Annotated in this window: 14 protein-coding genes; 10 read left to right on the plus strand and 4 right to left on the minus strand. The window is 60.5% G+C overall.

Annotated features, from left to right (window positions below; all coding sequences use genetic code 11):
• Positions 1–60 precede the first annotated feature (60 nt).
• The 5 genes from L0U79_RS18600 (at position 61) to L0U79_RS18620 (ending at position 7166) form a co-directional block, all read left to right on the plus strand.
• Entirely contained in the window at positions 61–3702 is a 3642-nt protein-coding gene (locus tag L0U79_RS18600) for a response regulator (protein ID WP_233843712.1), read from the plus strand.
• A 3-nt stretch (positions 3703–3705) separates the two neighbouring features.
• A complete protein-coding gene (locus L0U79_RS18605; protein ID WP_233843713.1) occupies positions 3706–4566 on the plus strand; it encodes a protein-glutamate O-methyltransferase CheR in 861 nt (286 codons plus the stop codon).
• Entirely contained in the window at positions 4563–5132 is a 570-nt protein-coding gene (locus L0U79_RS18610) for a chemotaxis protein CheB (protein ID WP_233843714.1), read from the plus strand. The genes L0U79_RS18605 and L0U79_RS18610 overlap by 4 nt, the downstream gene beginning before the upstream one ends.
• Positions 5129–6127: a diguanylate cyclase gene (locus L0U79_RS18615; protein ID WP_233843715.1), complete on the plus strand. Its 999-nt coding sequence runs from the start codon at positions 5129–5131 to the stop codon at positions 6125–6127. The genes L0U79_RS18610 and L0U79_RS18615 overlap by 4 nt, the downstream gene beginning before the upstream one ends.
• A gap of 103 nt (positions 6128–6230) precedes the next feature.
• Positions 6231–7166: a type II CAAX endopeptidase family protein gene (locus L0U79_RS18620; protein WP_255682817.1), complete on the plus strand. Its 936-nt coding sequence runs from the start codon at positions 6231–6233 to the stop codon at positions 7164–7166.
• Here the strand turns inward: L0U79_RS18620 and L0U79_RS18625 are convergent.
• The 3 genes from L0U79_RS18625 to L0U79_RS18635 form a co-directional block, all read right to left on the minus strand.
• A complete protein-coding gene (locus tag L0U79_RS18625) occupies positions 7132–7605 on the minus strand; it encodes a hotdog fold domain-containing protein (protein WP_233843716.1) in 474 nt (157 codons plus the stop codon). The genes L0U79_RS18620 and L0U79_RS18625 overlap by 35 nt on opposite strands.
• 61 nt (positions 7606–7666) lie before the next feature.
• Positions 7667–10135, minus strand: coding sequence for an acyl-CoA dehydrogenase (locus L0U79_RS18630; RefSeq protein ID WP_233843717.1), 2469 nt, complete (start codon positions 10133–10135; stop codon positions 7667–7669).
• Position 10136: 1 nt separating this feature from the next.
• Positions 10137–11045 (minus strand): alpha/beta hydrolase, encoded by a 909-nt coding sequence (locus L0U79_RS18635; RefSeq protein WP_233843718.1) that lies wholly within the window; start codon positions 11043–11045, stop codon positions 10137–10139.
• Positions 11046–11159: 114 nt separating this feature from the next.
• Between L0U79_RS18635 and L0U79_RS18640 the strand changes: the two genes are divergently transcribed.
• The 5 genes from L0U79_RS18640 to L0U79_RS18660 all read left to right on the plus strand — a co-directional run bounded on the left by L0U79_RS18640 (position 11160) and on the right by L0U79_RS18660 (position 15747).
• Positions 11160–11738, plus strand: a complete 579-nt coding sequence (locus L0U79_RS18640; protein ID WP_233843719.1) for a TetR/AcrR family transcriptional regulator — start codon at positions 11160–11162, stop codon at positions 11736–11738.
• 143 nt (positions 11739–11881) lie between these two features.
• Positions 11882–13651, plus strand: coding sequence for a phosphoenolpyruvate carboxykinase (GTP) (locus tag L0U79_RS18645; protein WP_233843720.1), 1770 nt, complete (start codon positions 11882–11884; stop codon positions 13649–13651).
• Between the two features lie 166 nt (positions 13652–13817).
• Complete coding sequence (locus L0U79_RS18650; RefSeq protein WP_233843721.1) at positions 13818–14366, plus strand: RNA polymerase sigma factor; 549 nt, start codon at positions 13818–13820, stop codon at positions 14364–14366.
• A complete protein-coding gene (locus L0U79_RS18655; protein WP_233843722.1) occupies positions 14363–14821 on the plus strand; it encodes a hypothetical protein in 459 nt (152 codons plus the stop codon). Before L0U79_RS18650 ends, L0U79_RS18655 begins: the two co-directional genes overlap by 4 nt.
• 20 nt (positions 14822–14841) lie before the next feature.
• The gene (locus tag L0U79_RS18660; protein ID WP_233843723.1) at positions 14842–15747 is read left to right on the plus strand and encodes a DUF4097 family beta strand repeat-containing protein; all 906 of its coding nucleotides are present in this window, start codon (positions 14842–14844) and stop codon (positions 15745–15747) included.
• Between the two features lie 93 nt (positions 15748–15840).
• Here L0U79_RS18660 and L0U79_RS18665 read toward each other — a convergent pair whose 3' ends face one another.
• On the minus strand, positions 15841–16722 hold the full coding sequence (locus tag L0U79_RS18665) for a hypothetical protein (protein ID WP_233843724.1): 882 nt from the start codon (positions 16720–16722) through the stop codon (positions 15841–15843).
• Between the last annotated feature and the right edge of the window lie 39 nt (positions 16723–16761).

Consider the following 16761-nt stretch of genomic DNA (forward strand, 5'->3'; position numbering starts at 1 on the left):
ACCTCCGCCCGAAGGTTTCCGACGGCGGCACGCCCATCTGTCACCTCAGCGGGATTTCGCATGGCCATTGCTAGCCCAACGCCTCCTACCAGGAAGTATTCGTGGCTGGCCAACCTACCCATCCGCTTCAAGATCATCCTCGCGATCGGCTTGCTGCTCGGCCTGTTCCTGATCAACAGCCTGATTAACGTCACTTCGCAGAACCGCCAATCCGAAACGCGGCGATGGGCCGATCACACCTATCAGGTACTGCTGCAAATCGAATCGCTGCAACGCACCGCCTTGAACGGCCAGGTGGGTTTGCGCGGATTCATGCTCTCGCATAACGCAGCGGAATTGGCGCGGGCCAAGAACAGCAATGGGGAGCTTTTAGTAAAACTGGCGGAGTTGCGCCAGCTGACCACCGACAACGCCCTGCAACAAACCCGCATTGATCGCATCCAGACGCTGGTGACGCAATGGGTACGCGAGATGCAGGATCTGGTTCTGACGCCCGAATCGGCGATCAAATCCAACGATCCCGACCTCAGTGCGCAGATAGCGGCTATCCAGAAAAACTACCTCGCTCATCGCACCGTCCATGTGGAGGACTACACAACGGTGCTGGATGAGATGAGCGAAACGGAACGACAGCTGCTTATCGTGCGCACGCAAAGCGCCGAGCGCCTGTTGAACAAAACGCTATACGTCAACGTAGCGAGCGGTCTGATCGGTCTCATACTCGGCCTGCTGGTGATCTCGCTCACCTCGCGCATGGTCACGCGTCCGATCCGGCGCTTGACGGACCTGATGACCCGTCTCGCCAATCACGATCACACCATCGAGATTCGCGGCGTCGAGCGACGCGACGAAATCGGCGAAATCTCGCGCGCGCTGCAAGTATTCAAGCAGATGGTGATCGAGTCGCGCCTGCAAGCGAATCTAAAAAACGATGCCACTAACATTTCCACCAGCCTTCAGGTCGCCACCAATCATCAGGACTTCGCGCATCGGTTCGTAAGCCAGCTCGCGCCGCTGATCCAATCCGGCGTCGCGTTGTTTTACGGCTACGACGAGACGCGCGGTCGACTGGATCTGCTCGGAAGTTACGGCTTGCGTTTGCAAGCCAGTCCCGATGCCTATATGCCCGGCGAAGGCTTGGTCGGCGAATGCGCCGCGTCGCGACAGCCGATCGTGCTCGATCAAGTGCCGAGTAATTATCTGCGCATCGATTCAGGCAGTGGCTCGGCGGTACCGAGCCATCTGACGATTCTACCGTTGCTGGTGCGCAACCAGCTTGTAGGCATTATGGAATTTGCGGGATTCACGGCACTCACACCGCATCAGCAGCAACTTCTGGACGAACTGCTGCCGATGGCTGCGCTGACATTGGAAAACCTAAATCGCGCCGTTAATACGGAACAGCTTCTCGAACAAACGCGCGAGCAAACCGACGAACTGCGCATCTCCGCCGTCACCATGCGCCAGCAGCAAGAAGCGCTTCGATCAGCCAACGACACACTGCAAACCAAAACCTACGAACTGGAAGAACAATCCCAACGTTTGCTCGCATCCGAAGAGGAATTGCGCGTGCAAGCGGACGAACTGCAGTCGTCCAACGAAGAACTTCGCTTGATGACCGACACGCTTCGGCAGCAGAAAGAGCAAGTCGAAGCACTGCAGGAAGAAACCGAGCAAAAGGCGGAAGAACTGGCGCGCGCCAGTCGTTACAAGAGCGAATTCCTCGCCAATATGTCGCACGAATTGCGCACGCCGTTGAACAGCCTACTGATTCTTTCGCGCAGCCTTGCCGACAATCGCGAGAAGAACTTGAGTAACGAACAAGTGGAGTCGGCCCGCATCATTCACGATGCGGGTTCCAGCCTTCTGCGTTTGATCAACGACATCCTCGATCTGTCCAAGATCGAAGCGGGCAAGATGGAGCTCTCGCTGGTCGATCATCCGCTGCAGAATCTGGTGCGCAGCTTCCGCCGCAATTTCGATCACGTCGCGCGCGACAAGAAACTCGATTACGAAGTCACCGTCGCCGATGGATTGCCTGAGATCATCCACACCGATCCGAATCGGCTCGAGCAGATCGTGAACAACCTTCTCGCCAACGCGTTCAAATTCACGGCAAAAGGCGGCATTCGCGTTCACATCAGCCGTCCCGGCGAAGGTGTTCCGGTTCCGCAGGCCTTGGCGAATCCGTCGCTGCTCGCCATTAGCGTCAAAGATAGCGGCATCGGCATTCCGGCCGACAAGCTGGAGCGCATCTTCAACGCATTCGAACAGGCTGATAACAGCACCAGCCGGCAATTCGGCGGAACGGGTCTGGGCCTCAGCATCTCGCGGCGCATGGCTGCGCTATTGGGCGGCGATATCGTATTGCGCAGCGAAGTGGGTCAAGGCAGCGAATTCGTCTTGCTGTTGCCCGAACGCAGCACCGGTGCGGCGACGGATGTCAGCACGCCTGCGATGTCCACCTCGATTCCTTCGACGCGCCCGGTGACGCGCCACATACTCCCGACCGAAGGCATGAAAGACGATCGTGAACGCATCGCTCCTGGCGACAGCGTGATTCTGATCGTCGAGGACGATCCGGCGTTCGCCCATATTCTTGCCGACATCGTGCGGCAAAAAGGGCATCGCATGCTGCACGCTCCCAATGGCGAAGGCGGTCTGGAGCTGGCGCGTCGTTATCACCCGGTGGGCATTCTGCTCGATGTGATGCTGCCGGGCATGGACGGCTGGACGGTGATCGAACGCCTCAAGGCCGATTCCGCCACCCGGCATATTCCCGTGCACTTTCTCACCGCCACCGACGATGCGGGTCGCGGGCGCGAACTCGGCGCCGTAGGGTTCCTCACCAAACCGGTTACGCGCGAAGCGATCAATGAAGCGTTCGAACGACTCCTGCACTTTGCAGAAGGCCGTACGCGGCACCTGCTGGTGGTGGACGACGACGCCCACGCGCGCAGCGCCGTGCGCACCTTGCTCAAACACGATGACGTGGAGATCGACGAGGCCGGGTCCGGCGAAGAAGCGCTGCAGAAAATCGCCGATATCGGATACGACTGCATCGTGCTGGATCTGGGCCTTCCCGGCATGTCGGGCACGGACATGCTGGAAAAACTTGCCGCGGGCGGCAGCATTCCGCCGGTCGTGGTGTATTCCGGACGCGAACTGAGTCGAGAAGAAAACCTGCGCATTCGCCAGTACACCGACAGCATCGTCATCAAGGGCGCACGTTCGCCAGAACGATTGATGGACGAAGTAAGCCTGTTCCTGCACAGCATTCGCGACAGCCGGCACGGCGCGTCCTCGGCCGCTTCCGATCACGACGGTTTGCGCGGTCGCCACGTGTTATTGGTGGACGACGATATGCGCAACTTGTTCGCGCTATCGAAAGTGCTTCGCGATTGGGGCATGCAAGTGAGCGTCGCGCAGGATGGGCACAAAGCCCTGCATGCGCTCGACGAAACGCCAAACATCGAACTGGTGCTGATGGACATCATGATGCCGGGCATGGACGGCTACGAAGCCACGCAGGCCGTCCGGGCTCAATCCAAATTCGAAAAGTTGCCGATCATCGCGCTGACGGCGAAAGCGATGCGCGGCGATCGCGAGCGCTGCCTGGAAGCAGGCGCCAGCGATTACTTGTCCAAGCCGATCGACCTGGACAAGCTAGCATCAATGATGCGCATGTGGTTGCGCGACTGATACATGGAGCAGACGGTCGTGGACGCATCGGAGCTGGACAGCATTGAGGTGGAGTTGTTCGTGCGCGCGTTGGACAAACGCCACGGTTACGACTTCAGCCAATACTCCCCTGCTTCGTTCAAACGTCGCGTACGCCAACTCGCCAACCAGCTCGAATGCAAAACCATCAGCGGCTTGATCGAACGCGTGATGCACGAACCGCAATTGCTGCCCAACGTATTGGAAACCCTAACGGTGCCGGCGTCGGACATGTTCCGCGACCCGACCGTGTTTCGCGCGTTGCGCGAAAAAATTCTGCCGATGCTGGCCTCTTACCCGCATATCAATATTTGGCAAGCGGGTTGTGCGCACGGCGAAGAGGTGTATTCGCTTGCGATCCTGCTGGAAGAAACCGGGCTTTACGATCGCACGCAGATTTTCGCCACCGATCTCAGCGAACGCGCCTTGCAAAAAGCCAGCGACGGCATCTATTCGGTGCAGGAAGCCCAGCAATGGTCGCGCAATTATCAGGCCGCCGGCGGCACGCGATCCCTGGCCGATTACTGCAGCGTGGGCTACAAGCTCCTGAAACTCAATCATCGGCTATGCAGGAATGTGACCTTCGCCGTGCACAACTTGGCTACCGATGGCGTATTTTGCGAAGCGCACCTCATCCTTTGCCGCAACGTGTTGATTTATTTTTCCAACCCTTTGCAGGACCGTGCGCTGTCGCTGTTTCGCGACAGCCTCGTGCGTGGCGGTTTTCTTTGCATGGGATTGCGCGAGAACATGAGCCTGGCCACCGCAGCGCAAGACTTTGCGCCCTTTATGGAGTCGCTGCGTATTTACCGCGTCGCCAGTCACGCAGACGGTGGTCACCCATGAATGCGAAGGCAGCCATCGCGATCGGCTGCTCTGCCGGCGGCGTAGACGCGCTCAAGGTCGTCATTGGCGGCCTCGATGCAAGTTTGAGGCAAGCTATCGTGGTGTGCTGCCACAGTCGTTCCGATACGGTGGACATGTTATGCGAAGTGTTGAAGCGCAGCGCCACGCTTCCCGTGATCGAAGCGGTGGAGCGTAGCGAGATTCGACCAGGCGTCGTGCATATCGCACCGTCGGGTTACCATCTGCTGGTGGAAAGCGATTTGCATTTCGCCGTGTCCGCCGATCCTCGCGTGAATCACGCGCGGCCGTCCATCGACGTCTTGTTCAACGCAGCCGCCGAAGCGTGGCGCGAATCCCTGATCGGCGTGATTCTCACCGGCGCCAATGCCGACGGCGCTGCCGGGTTGCAGCGCATTCGAGAATTTGGCGGGGTCGCTGTCGTGCAAACACCGCAGGACGCGGCGGCGGCCGCCATGCCGCAGGCTGCGCTGGATGTCGCCGGCGCGGACTACTGTGTTCCCCTTTCCGATATCGCCCCATTGCTCAATCGGCTTTGTCTGGCATGACTACATCTATTCCAAAAATTTTGGTCGTCGACGATACGCACGCCAATCTCGTGGCGATGCGTCGCTTGCTTGCCGATTGCGGCGCCGAGCTGGTGGAAGCCAGCAGCGGCAACGAAGCGTTGTCACGATGCCTGGATCAGCAATTCGCCTTGATCTTGCTCGACGTAAATATGCCGGACATGGACGGCTTCGAAGTCGCCGCGATACTTGGCGAAGCCGAACAGTTGCGCGATACGCCGGTGATTTTCGTGACGGCCGCTTATGCAGATGATATCAATCGCTTGAAAGGCTATCGTTCGGGCGCTGTGGATTACATCGCCAAGCCCATCAACGACGTCATTCTGCAATCGAAAGTGCGCGTGTTCCTCGAATTGCACAGCGCACGCATGCAGCTGCAACAAGCCTTGGAAGAACTTTCCACGCGCAATCAACAGCTGCAATCGGAAATCGCCGAGCGTCAGCGCATCGAAGCGAAAGTACGCCACCAAGCCACGCACGACATGCTCACAGGCTTGCCAAATCGCGTGCTGTTTCACGACCGCCTGCGCGCGGCGATCCAGCGCGGCGTGAATTATGGCTTGCCTTTCGCGTTGGCGCTGATCGATATCGACGGCTTCAAGGCAGTGAACGATACATACGGTCATCCAGCCGGCGATGCATTGCTACAAGCCATCTCCGGACGACTGAGCCATCACGTGCGCACGAACGACACCGTGGCGCGTCTGGGTGGCGACGAATTCGCGCTCATTTTTCAAGATGCCAGCGATATCGCCCCATTGATGCAGCGTTGTCAGGATATCTGCGATGTGCTCGCGCAGCCTTATCCCCTTCAAGGCGAACATGGCGCCATCTTGGCGCATGTCAGCGCTAGCATCGGCATTTCGCTGTGGAGCGAAAAAACCGAATCGGACGAAGCGTTGATTCAAGCCGCCGATCGCGCGCTATATCAAGTCAAAGACCACGGCAAGAACGGATGTGTCTTGGCGTCGCTGTAGTCGATACGAATGCGGCGCCTTTAAATCTAAGACGTGACGTGTGGCACTGCTCGAAAGAGCGGTCACCGCCTAACGTTTTGCTCGCTTACCAAAGGGGACAATCATGTCGGAATACCTTGCCTTTCAGACACCGGCAACCGCGCCGGCGTGGAAGCGCTGGCTGGTTTTTTCGCCGCTAGCGCGCATCGTCATCTTCGCTGCGTTGACGTTCTGCGTCGGCTTCATTGTTCATGCAGGCGTCGCGGGGCTTGGTTGGACAAGCAAGACGGCGAGCCCGTTGCAGCACGCGCTGGCCGGCTTGTCGATCGAACTTTTGGCGACAGTCATCGCTTATGCGGCGCTGGTGTTGTTGATTGAACGACGTCCGTTGCGCGAACTTTCCTTGCGCGCGATTCCGACCTACGGCGTCGCAGGCTTTATCGGCGGCTTCTTGATATTCAGCACGGTGGTGGGTCTGCTGTGGCTGTTCGGCAGTTACCACGTACTCGGCACCAACGCGTCGGTGGACTGGGCGCGCTCGATTCTGATCGCAGGCATCGCCGCCGGCATCGGCGAGGAAATCGTGACGCGTGGCGTGCTGTTCCGCGCGGTCGAGGAAGGACTTGGCACTTGGTGGGCGCTGGCGATCTCAGCGATCTTTTTCGGTGCGGCGCATATTTTCAATCCAGGCGCCACGCTGTGGAGTTCGGCAGCCATCGCCATCGAGGCCGGCATTCTCCTGGCGCTGGTTTATCACGTGACGCGAACGCTGTGGGCATGCATCGGCTTGCATGCCGCCTGGAATATCACACAAGGCGCGATATTCGGTATTCCGGTATCCGGCACGACCGACAAGGGCTGGTTGGTATCGTCGCGCACCGGACCGGACTGGTTGAGCGGCGGCTCATTCGGCGCGGAAGCTTCCGTGGTCGCGACGTGTGTATGCGTAGCGGTTTCCGCCGTGCTGCTGTGGATTGCGGTGCGACGCGGAACCATCGTGAAGCCGGCCTGGTCGCGACGTCGCGTCACGCCTGCTTTCGAGGCGACACCCACATCGTGATGCGCGCTTGAAATACGGGCACCCCGGCCGGATCCGTGACTTCAACGAGAACCGGCCACTCCTGCCCGCGATCTACCGCGCCGATGGGTGTTTCCGGCGTCGCGACGGCATGCATGGTGCCGACAGCTTTGCTGAGGTATTCCACCGTCATGCCTTTGGGAATCCAACGCGCGCCGGGCGGCATCGTTGCTTCGGCCATCACGCCGGCACTCAGTTCGGCGAGATTGCACAACGCGATGGCGTGAACGGTTCCGAGGTGGTTGTGCACGCGCCGGCGATCGGCGATGCGCACCTCGCAGCGTCCCGGTTCCAGCGCGACGAAGCGCGGTGCAATGGTGGCAAAATATGGCGCACGCAAACAAACCGCGCGCGAAAACAACCAATGGCCGGCCGGCCATGTTGTGATGCGTTGATACAGCGACAGCAGCGAAGCGCTCATGATCTCCCCCGTTGACGGCGACTTTCGTCGCCGCCAGTACGAAATAAAAGCTGCGTAACGATCAGGCTGCGTCGGCCAGCTTCTTGTGATCTTTGCGCGTGATCGCCGAACGCAATTCCGCCGGATCGAAATCATCGACCGAGATGAATTCGAAGACACCCTCGCGTACGCGCTTCAGCAACGCCGCTTCGCTGGCATCAATCACGCCAGCCTTGAGTGCTTCGTCGAGCTGATCCAGATAATCGTGCGATGTAAATTGACCTGCCTTCAGCGCCTTGCCGAATTTGCGCTCGACCGGTTCGGCCGCGATCACATCGGGCAGCAACTCGTTCATGCGGCCCACGGTGTTATTGGGCGTCGGCGTGAGATAAGCCCACTCAAGCAAGCGATCGCGCGCTTCGCCTGGTGCAGTGATGATCGCCGCGACGCGGCGGCCCAAGCGATCCGACGGCGGCACTTCGCGACGACCGAACGGAAACACCAGCACGCGCAACAGCCAGGAAACCGGACGGACCGGGAAGTTGCGAATCGCCCCATCCAGTGCCATTTGCGTGCGCCACATGCACTCGTGGAACGCCCACGCAAGCAGCGGACGATCCGCTTCCGGACGGCCGGTGTCTTCGTAACGCTTCAACATCGCGCTGGCGATATAGAGATAGCTCAGCACATCGCCCAGCCGTGCGGAGAGCTTTTCCTTGAACTTCAGCTTGCCGCCCAACACGCCCATAAAGGTGTCCGCGCAAAGCGCAAGCGCCGCGGAGTAGCGATTGAGTTTGCGATAGTAGCGACGCACATACGCGTCGCCCGCCGATTCGCCGATACGTGCGCCGGTAAGGCCAAGCACAAAACTGCGCACCGCGTTGGAGATGCCGAAACCGATATGTCCGAACAGCGCGCGATCGAACGCCTTCAAGCGCTCGCTCTTATCCTCGATCGACAACGCCTGCATTTCCTTCAGCACGTACGGATGGCAGCGAATGGCGCCTTGACCGAAGATCATCAGGCTGCGCGTCATGATGTTCGCGCCTTCCACGGTAATGGCGATCGGCACGCCCTGCCACGCGCGGCCCGCGTAATTTTTCGGACCGAGCTGCACGGCCTTGCCGCCATGCACATCCATCGCATCGCCGGCAATCGCACGGCCCCATTCGGTGGCGTGATATTTGGCGATGGCGGACGGCACCGCGGGCTTTTCGCCGCGATCCACCGCAGCGGCCGTCGCGCGCGACAACGCTGCGGTGGCATACGTCAGACCGCCGATACGCGCCAGCGCTTCTTCCACACCTTCGAAACGCGCGACGGCGAGACCGAACTGTTTACGCATGCGCGCGTACGCGCCCGTGGCGGCCACCGCCATGCGCACGCCACCGGTCGCGTTGGACGGCAGCGAAATCGCGCGACCGACCGACAAGCATTCCACCAGCATGCGCCAGCCGTGACCGGCCATGTGTTGGCCGCCAATTAGCGTCGACAACGGCGCGAAAATATCTTTGCCGCGCACCGGTCCGTTCTGGAACGGAATATTGAGCGGGAAGTGACGACGGCCGATTTCCAGACCCGGCGTGCTGCGCGGTAGTAGCGCGAGCGTAATGCCGAGATCGTCTTTGTCGCCCAGCAAATGTTCGGGATCGTACAAACGGAAAGCGAGACCGACGACCGTGGCGATCGGCGCCAGCGTGATGTAGCGCTTGTCGAAATTCAAACGCATGCCGATGGTTTCGACGCCATCGACCGTTTGCTTGCACACCACTCCGTAATCCGGAATCGACGTCGCATCCGAACCCGCGTACGGGCCGGTCAACGCGAAGCACGGAATTTCTTCGCCGACGGCCAAGCGCGGCAAATAGAAATTCTTTTGTTCGTCGCTGCCGTAATGCAGCAGTAATTCGGCAGGGCCTAGCGAGTTGGGTACGGCAACGGTGGATGCCACGGTCGCCGACATCGTGGCGAGTTTCTGCAACACCGCCGAATGCGCGAGCGCGGAAAAACCGAGGCCGCCGTATTGCTTCGGAATGATCATCCCGAAGAATTTGTGTTTCTTGATGAAGTCCCACACTTCCGGCGGAAGATCGGCCAGTTCGTGCGTGATCTGCCAATCGTCGAGCATGCCGCAGAGTTGTTCGACCGGCCCGTCGAGGAAGGCTTTTTCTTCCACGCTCAACTCGGGCTTCGGCTGCTTGAGCAGTTCGTGCCAATCAGGCTTGCCGGAAAACAGCTCGCCTTCGAAACCCACGGTGCCCGCCTCCAACGCAGTCTGCTCGGTATCCGACAACTTCGGCGTCACTTTCGCAAACATTTTCAGCAGCGGCGCGCTGATTTGCTGGCGGCGAAAATCGAGCATCAGCAAGGGCACGGCGATCGCCAGCTCGATGACAAGCAAGAGAATCATCGTGACGGGAGCACCAGCTAATACGCCTACCACCAGCGTGCTTGCGATCGTGGCGATCGCCCACGTACGCAGGCTGCTGCGGTGGTATGCGCAGACGCCGGTCGCGATGAGCGCCGCCAACACAGTGAGTAGTACGGACATCTCAACACCTCATGGCAGGTTGCTTGGCCTCGCCCTCCGGGGCGGCGACCGGTCCCAGGCTTTCGATAAAGCCTGCAATCGCAGCCGTGAATGCGTCGTTCGCATCCCCGGCCAACATATGCGTCGCGCCTTTCACCTGCGCATGTTGCGCGTGCGGTACGAGCGCGAGAAATTCTTCGACGGTGTGTTGCGAGACGACGTCGCTGCGTTCGCCCGACAGCAACAACACCGGAACATCGACTTTCGCGGCGGCGGTCAGCAATCGCGGCTGATAGCGTTCGCTCTCGCTTACCAGCCCGCCAGCCAGCAACGCCGGGTCCCAATGCCAGCGCAGACGTCCATCGGCGCCTTCGCGCAACAACGGGCGCAATTGCTCCTCGCTTTTGCGTTCGCGGCGCTGGGGCAGATACGTCGCAATTTGATCCGCCGCTTCGGCGTAATTCGCAAAACCGTCCGGATGCGCTTGCATAAAGGCCAGAATGCGTTCGACGCCCGCGGTTTCCCACCGCGGGGTGATATCCACCAACACAAGCGCGCGAAACGGCGACGGCCGCATCTCGCCGGCGACCACCAGGCCCAGCAATCCGCCCATGGACGCGCCCACCAGAATCGGCGGCTCGGGCTGCGCGTGCGCCAACGCGAGCAGATCGTCGACGAAATGCTGCATGTGGTACTCGCCGTCTTGCGCGCGACCGCTTTCGCCGTGACCGCGGCTGTCGAAAGTGACGCAGCGGCATCCATAAGTCGCCAAGGCAGTTGCGGCCGCATTCCATGCGCCACGGGTCTGGCCAAACCCATGCGCGAACAGCAGCGTCGGCTTGCCGGACGCATGTCGCACATCGAGGGCCAGCGATAGCCCGTCGGCGGTGGCGTGCGAAGTCTGATTGACGGAAACGGAATCCATACGCATGAGTATGGATGGCGTGCCCAGGTGGCGTCAACCCGCCTGAAAATCCACCATCCCCCGCCATCTTGCCCGCAAGATCGGCCACAGTTTCCGACCGGCATCGGCTACCATACGGAAATGAATGTCCGCCAGAAACCCGAACGTACGCGCCTTTCCGCCGAAGACTGGGAAGACGCCGCCCTCAACCTGATCGCCGAACAAGGCGTCGGCGCGCTGGCTGTCGAAGCGCTCGCTCGTCAGCTTGGCGTTACCAAGGGCAGCTTCTATTGGCACTTCCGCACGCGCGAAGCCTTGCTTCAAGCGGCACTGGAACGTTGGGAACAATACGGCGAGCGTGAAATCATCAGCCAGATCGAAGCGATCCCCGACCCGCGCGAACGCTTGCCCGAGCTGTTCCGCCGCGTCGCGCACGAATTGCATCCGCATCGCGTTTACGCCGCGCTGTTGAAAGCGCTGGATCACCCGCTGGTGGTCCCGGTGATGGCGCGCGTGTCCAAGCGCCGCACCGAGTTCCTTCACACCGCTTATACCGAAGCAGGACTGGAGCCGGTCGAAGCGCTCAATCGCGCCCGCCTTACCTACGCTGCTTATGTCGGCTTCCTGCAACTCAATTTCACGCTGGGTCTGCCACGTTTGAGCCACGAAGAGTTCGAGGCCTACGTCGAGCACATGATCGCCACGCTGATCCCGGCCTGATTCTCGCGGGCGGCCATCGCCGCCCGCCATCCCTTCGCAAGCCCAAGCCAGCACCCGCTTTGCTGCGCGCAACCTTGCAATGCCAGTACACGTAACATACCGTCTTGTCTTCCTTTTCTGGGTATACCAAAAGTGAGGGGAGCATGAAGAGCAAGCTGGATACGCTCGAGCGATGGGTTAATGACGTGGCGGCAACGACCCGCCCCGCGACCATCCACTGGTGCGATGGCTCGGACGCCGAGTACGACGCACTCGTGCAGCAGATGCTGCAGAGCGGGGATTTGATCGAACTGAATCAGCAGACCCATCCGGGCTGCTACCTGCACCGTTCCAACCCGTCCGACGTGGCGCGCGTGGAGCACCTCACCTTCGTGTGCACGAAGGACGAGGTCGATGCAGGTCCGAACAATCATTGGATGGCGCCGGCCGATGCGCACGCCAAGATCGATGCGTTGTTCGATGGATGTATGGAAGGCCGAACCATGTACGTGATTCCGTACTGCATGGGGCCGATCGATTCGCCGCTTTCGCGTTGCGGCGTTGAAATTACCGACAGCCCTTACGTGGTGGCCAATATGCGCACCATGACGCGCATGGGTGCGGCAGCGTTGGCGCGCATCGAGCGCGAAGGCCGCTTCGTAAAAGGTCTGCACTCCACCGGCGAGCTGGATCCGGAACGCCGCTTCATCATGCATTTTCCGGAAGAACTCACGATCAAATCGTACGGCTCCGGTTACGGCGGCAACGCGTTGCTGGGCAAGAAATGTCATGCGTTGCGCATCGCCAGTTTCCAGGCGCAACGCGAAGGTTGGCTGGCCGAGCACATGCTGATCGTCGGCATCGAAAATCCGCAGGGCCAAACGCATTACGTTGCGGCGGCGTTTCCTTCCGCATGCGGCAAAACCAACTTGGCGATGCTGATTCCGCCGGAGGGCTATCGCAAAGACGGTTGGCGCGTGTGGACCGTGGGCGACGACATTTGCTGGTTGCATCCGGGCGACGACGGACGCCTCTACGCCATCAATCCGGAAGCGGGCTTCTTCGGCGTTGCGCCGGGCACTAGCGACAGCAGCAATCCGAATGCGCTGGCGTCGATTTCGCGCAATACCATCTTCACCAATGTCGCCGTCACCGCCGACAACCAACCGTGGTGGGAAGGTTTGCCGGGTACGCCGGTGACCGATTGGCAAGGTCGTCCTTACGATCCGGCGAACGGTCCCGCTGCGCATCCGAATTCGCGTTTTACGGTGAGCGCAAAGCAATGTCCGACGTGGTCGCCCAAAGCCGAAGAGGCGCAAGGCGTGCCGATCAGCGCGATCGTTTTCGGCGGACGTCGTCCGTCGCTGCTTCCGCTGGTGATGGAAGCACGCGATTGGGCGCACGGCGTGCTGATGGGTGCGGCGATGGGTTCGGAAACCACGGCCGCCGCTACGGGCGCGGTTGGCGTTTTGCGTCGCGATTCGATGGCGATGAAGCCGTTCTGCGGCTACCACTACGGCGACTATTTCACGCATTGGTTGTCGTTCGACAAACCCGGCGCGAAGTTGCCGAAGATCTTCCACGTCAACTGGTTCCGTAAGGGCAAAGACGGCAAGTTCATGTGGCCGGGCTTTGGCGAAAACCTGCGCGTGCTGGAATGGATGATCGCGCGCGTCAACGGCAAGGCGCGTGGCGTCGATACGCCGATCGGCACCTTGCCGGCCACCAGCGAACTGAAGCTGGACGGCCTGAACCTGTCGCGCGAAACGCTCACGGAATTGCTGGCAGTCGACATCCCGGGATGGCAGACCGAGCTGCACGCCATCGGTGAGTATCTCGACAGCTTCGGCGCCCGCCTGCCCTCCCCGCTTCGCGAGGAGCAGCGGCGCATCGCCCAGGCTCTGGATACGCCGCGCAAGGCGGCGAACGCCTGATTTTTCTTGGAAACATCAGGGTGGCCACGGACGGCCCCCTCTCAGCCCGGCCAACCCAGGCTCGGCCGCGCGGACATGAAAAAGGTGCCGCGACATAAACCTTTACGGCCCCAGCCGCATCCAAGCTGGCAAGATGAATGCTGCTTGCATCGCTAACGGAAGCGCCATGCCACCTGCGCTCGCTGCGGGAAACAACGATATGGATGACGTACGCGCGGCCGCCGGAGGCGACCGTCATGCGTTCCAGCGCCTGTACCGTCAGCATGTAAACCGCATTCATGGCGCCATGTTGAGGTTGTCCGGTTACGATCATGCGCGCGCCGAAGACCTTACGCAGGATGCGTTCGTACGGGCCTGGCAGAAGCTCGACAGCTTCCGCGAACAGAGCTCGTTCGGCACGTGGCTTTACCGTCTAGCCGTCAATGTGGCACTGATGGATATCCGTTCGCGGGGCGCCGATCCCGTCGGCTTTATCGACGAGGACAACGTACCCGAGCAAGGCGAAACACCGTTCTGCGCTGCCGAACGCGATGAGCTCGAACGCGCGATCGGCAAACTACCGCCACGGGCGCGCGCAGTGCTGGTGCTGCACGATGTGGAAGGCTGGCGCCATGAAGAAATCGCCGGCGAATTGGAGATGGCAGTGGGATCGTCGAAAGCGCAACTGCATCGGGCACGCGGGTTGTTGCGCAAGGTTCTTGGAGAAGTGCGATGAACGAATTCGAATGGCTGCGCCAAATGCGCGATTTGAACCAACCGGTCGCTCCGCGGAACGATCTGTGGACGCGTATCGATGCGAAGCTCGACGACGCATCGTCGCGCGAGGTCATCACGCCGACGCAAACACCGCGCGCGCGGCATCGTCGCGCATGGGCGATGGCCGCGAGCATGGCCGCCGTGGTGGTGCTTGCCGCCGGTATCGTATGGCATATGCGCGTCGTTCCGCAGAGCGCAACGTCCGTCGCCACCAACGCTACCGCTCCGAACAACGAACCGTGGAAACCGAACGATCCGCGCCTGGCTGGCGCCGCGCTGCAACTGGATGCGACACGCATGGAATTGCAACAGGCCTTAGAGCAAGCTCCGAATTCACCTGCGTTGCAGCGTTTGCTGCAGCGAACCACCGCGCAGCAAAACCAACTGCGCGAACTTGAGAAACAAGCCGGCTGAAAACAGAGGACATAACAACAATGAAAAGCGCCCGCTATCTGCCGCTCGTAATCTGCCTGCTTCCAGGGGGGCAGGCTTTTGCCGACACCCCGATCGACACGAGCCACCCCGCCGCGCCCACCGCGCACATCAACATCAGCAACGTCAAAGGCGAAGTCACCGTGACTGCCTGGGACCGCAATGAAGTACATGTAAGCGGTCAGCTCGGCGATGGCGCTTCGCCGCTCACCATTCAAGGAAGCGAAAACAACCTCACCATCAACGTGGAAGCGCCGGGACATGACGGTTGGTTCAACTGGGGCGGCGACAAATCGATGGGCCCCACAACGTTGGACGTCAACGTACCGCGCGGCGCGTCGGTCAAAGTAAATGTCGTCAGCGCGCCAGCGAATCTCGATGGCATCAACGGGGGCGATGTGCAGGTGAACTCGGTCAGCGGTCGTGTGCGCATCAATGCGAAAACGCCGATGCTCAATATCGTATCCGTCAGTGGCAACGTCGCTTTCTCCGGACGCGCCGAACAAGCGAAATTGCAAACGGTGAGCGGCGACATTCTTGCGCCTTCGCTCGGCAACACCGTCGATGTGCAAACGGTATCAGGACACGTTCAAGTGGGCGGCGGCCCATGGCAGCAATTCAACCTGAGCACCGTTTCTGGCGACGTGCAGCTCACTGGCGGACTGGCCCCGGGCGGCAATATGAGCATCGACAGCATGAGCGGCGATCTTCAACTGCAATTTCCCGCCTCGCTCAGCAGCAGTCTGCACGCAAGCACCTTCAGCGGTGATTTGCGCACCGACTTCGGCACGCCGAAACGCCCGGAACACGGTCCTGGCAGCACGCTCGATACGGAGGCCGGCAACGGCGACGGCAAGATCCACATCGAAACGTTTAGCGGCGACGTGCGTATTCGCAAACAGGATTGATGCGAGATCGACAACAACGACGTTGCGGTTCGCGCAAAGCAAAACGCCTCCGGCAAAGCGGAGGCGTTTTTTTATGCGGCACGAAAACGCAATTTACAGATCTTGGTGATATTGCACGTACGGCGTACGCGATTGATCCGGTTCCGGCGGACCTGCGGGCGTGCTGGTGGCATTGCCCGACGACCAGAGATTCTGCGCGCCGAAACTCAACGAACCCTGCCACGGCAGACGCCACGTTACGCCCAGGTCGATGCTGTTCCAACGACGATCGGCGTTGAGCGTACCCGGCACGCCCATGCCCGGTTCGGGCTGCATGGTGCGACCGACGATATTGCCGCTTACCGAACCGTGTTCGACACCGAAACTCAGTGCTCGCTGATCCAGCGTGCTAAGACCCATCAGGTTGCCAGGCAGCAAATGGATGCGTCCCATGCTTGCGCCGAGCAACACGCCGCTGTTGCCGTTCAATGCATAACGACCACGCGCATTAACTTGCGTGCTGTTGTCGAAATCGGTGAGGCCGTTGACGCCCGGCACGGCGCCCGGCAACACGCGCGGCAGCGGTGTGGCGTTCGGCGACTGATCCTGCGCCACGCTCACACCAAGGCTGTAACGACCGCTGTTATAGGTGGCGCCGACTTCGCTGCTGATGATGCGCGGCTGCGACACCCACGAGCGCTGCGTAACGCCCGCCTGCGCCGTAACATTCGGCGTTACGCCGACTTGCACGGAGCTGGCATTGACCGTGCCACCGGACAGCGGGTTGAACGACAACGACGTATCGTTGTTCTGCGCGCCCGCCGTCGTAGCGCTTTGCGACTGCACCAGCAACGACCCTGGCGCTGGCTGCTGATTGTTTTTGGAATTCGGTTGCTGAAACCACGCGGCGTTGCCGATCTGATCATTGGGCGACGTCTGCCCTGCCGCGATAAGCGGCATGCAGAGTAGCGGCAATGTCAGCAGCAGTCGGCGCATGAAAATTCGAATGAGGCGTCAGAATCCCGATCCGCGCTC

It is taken from the genome of Dyella sp. 2HG41-7 (genome assembly GCF_021390675.1).
Classification (GTDB): Bacteria; Pseudomonadota; Gammaproteobacteria; order Xanthomonadales; family Rhodanobacteraceae; genus Dyella_B.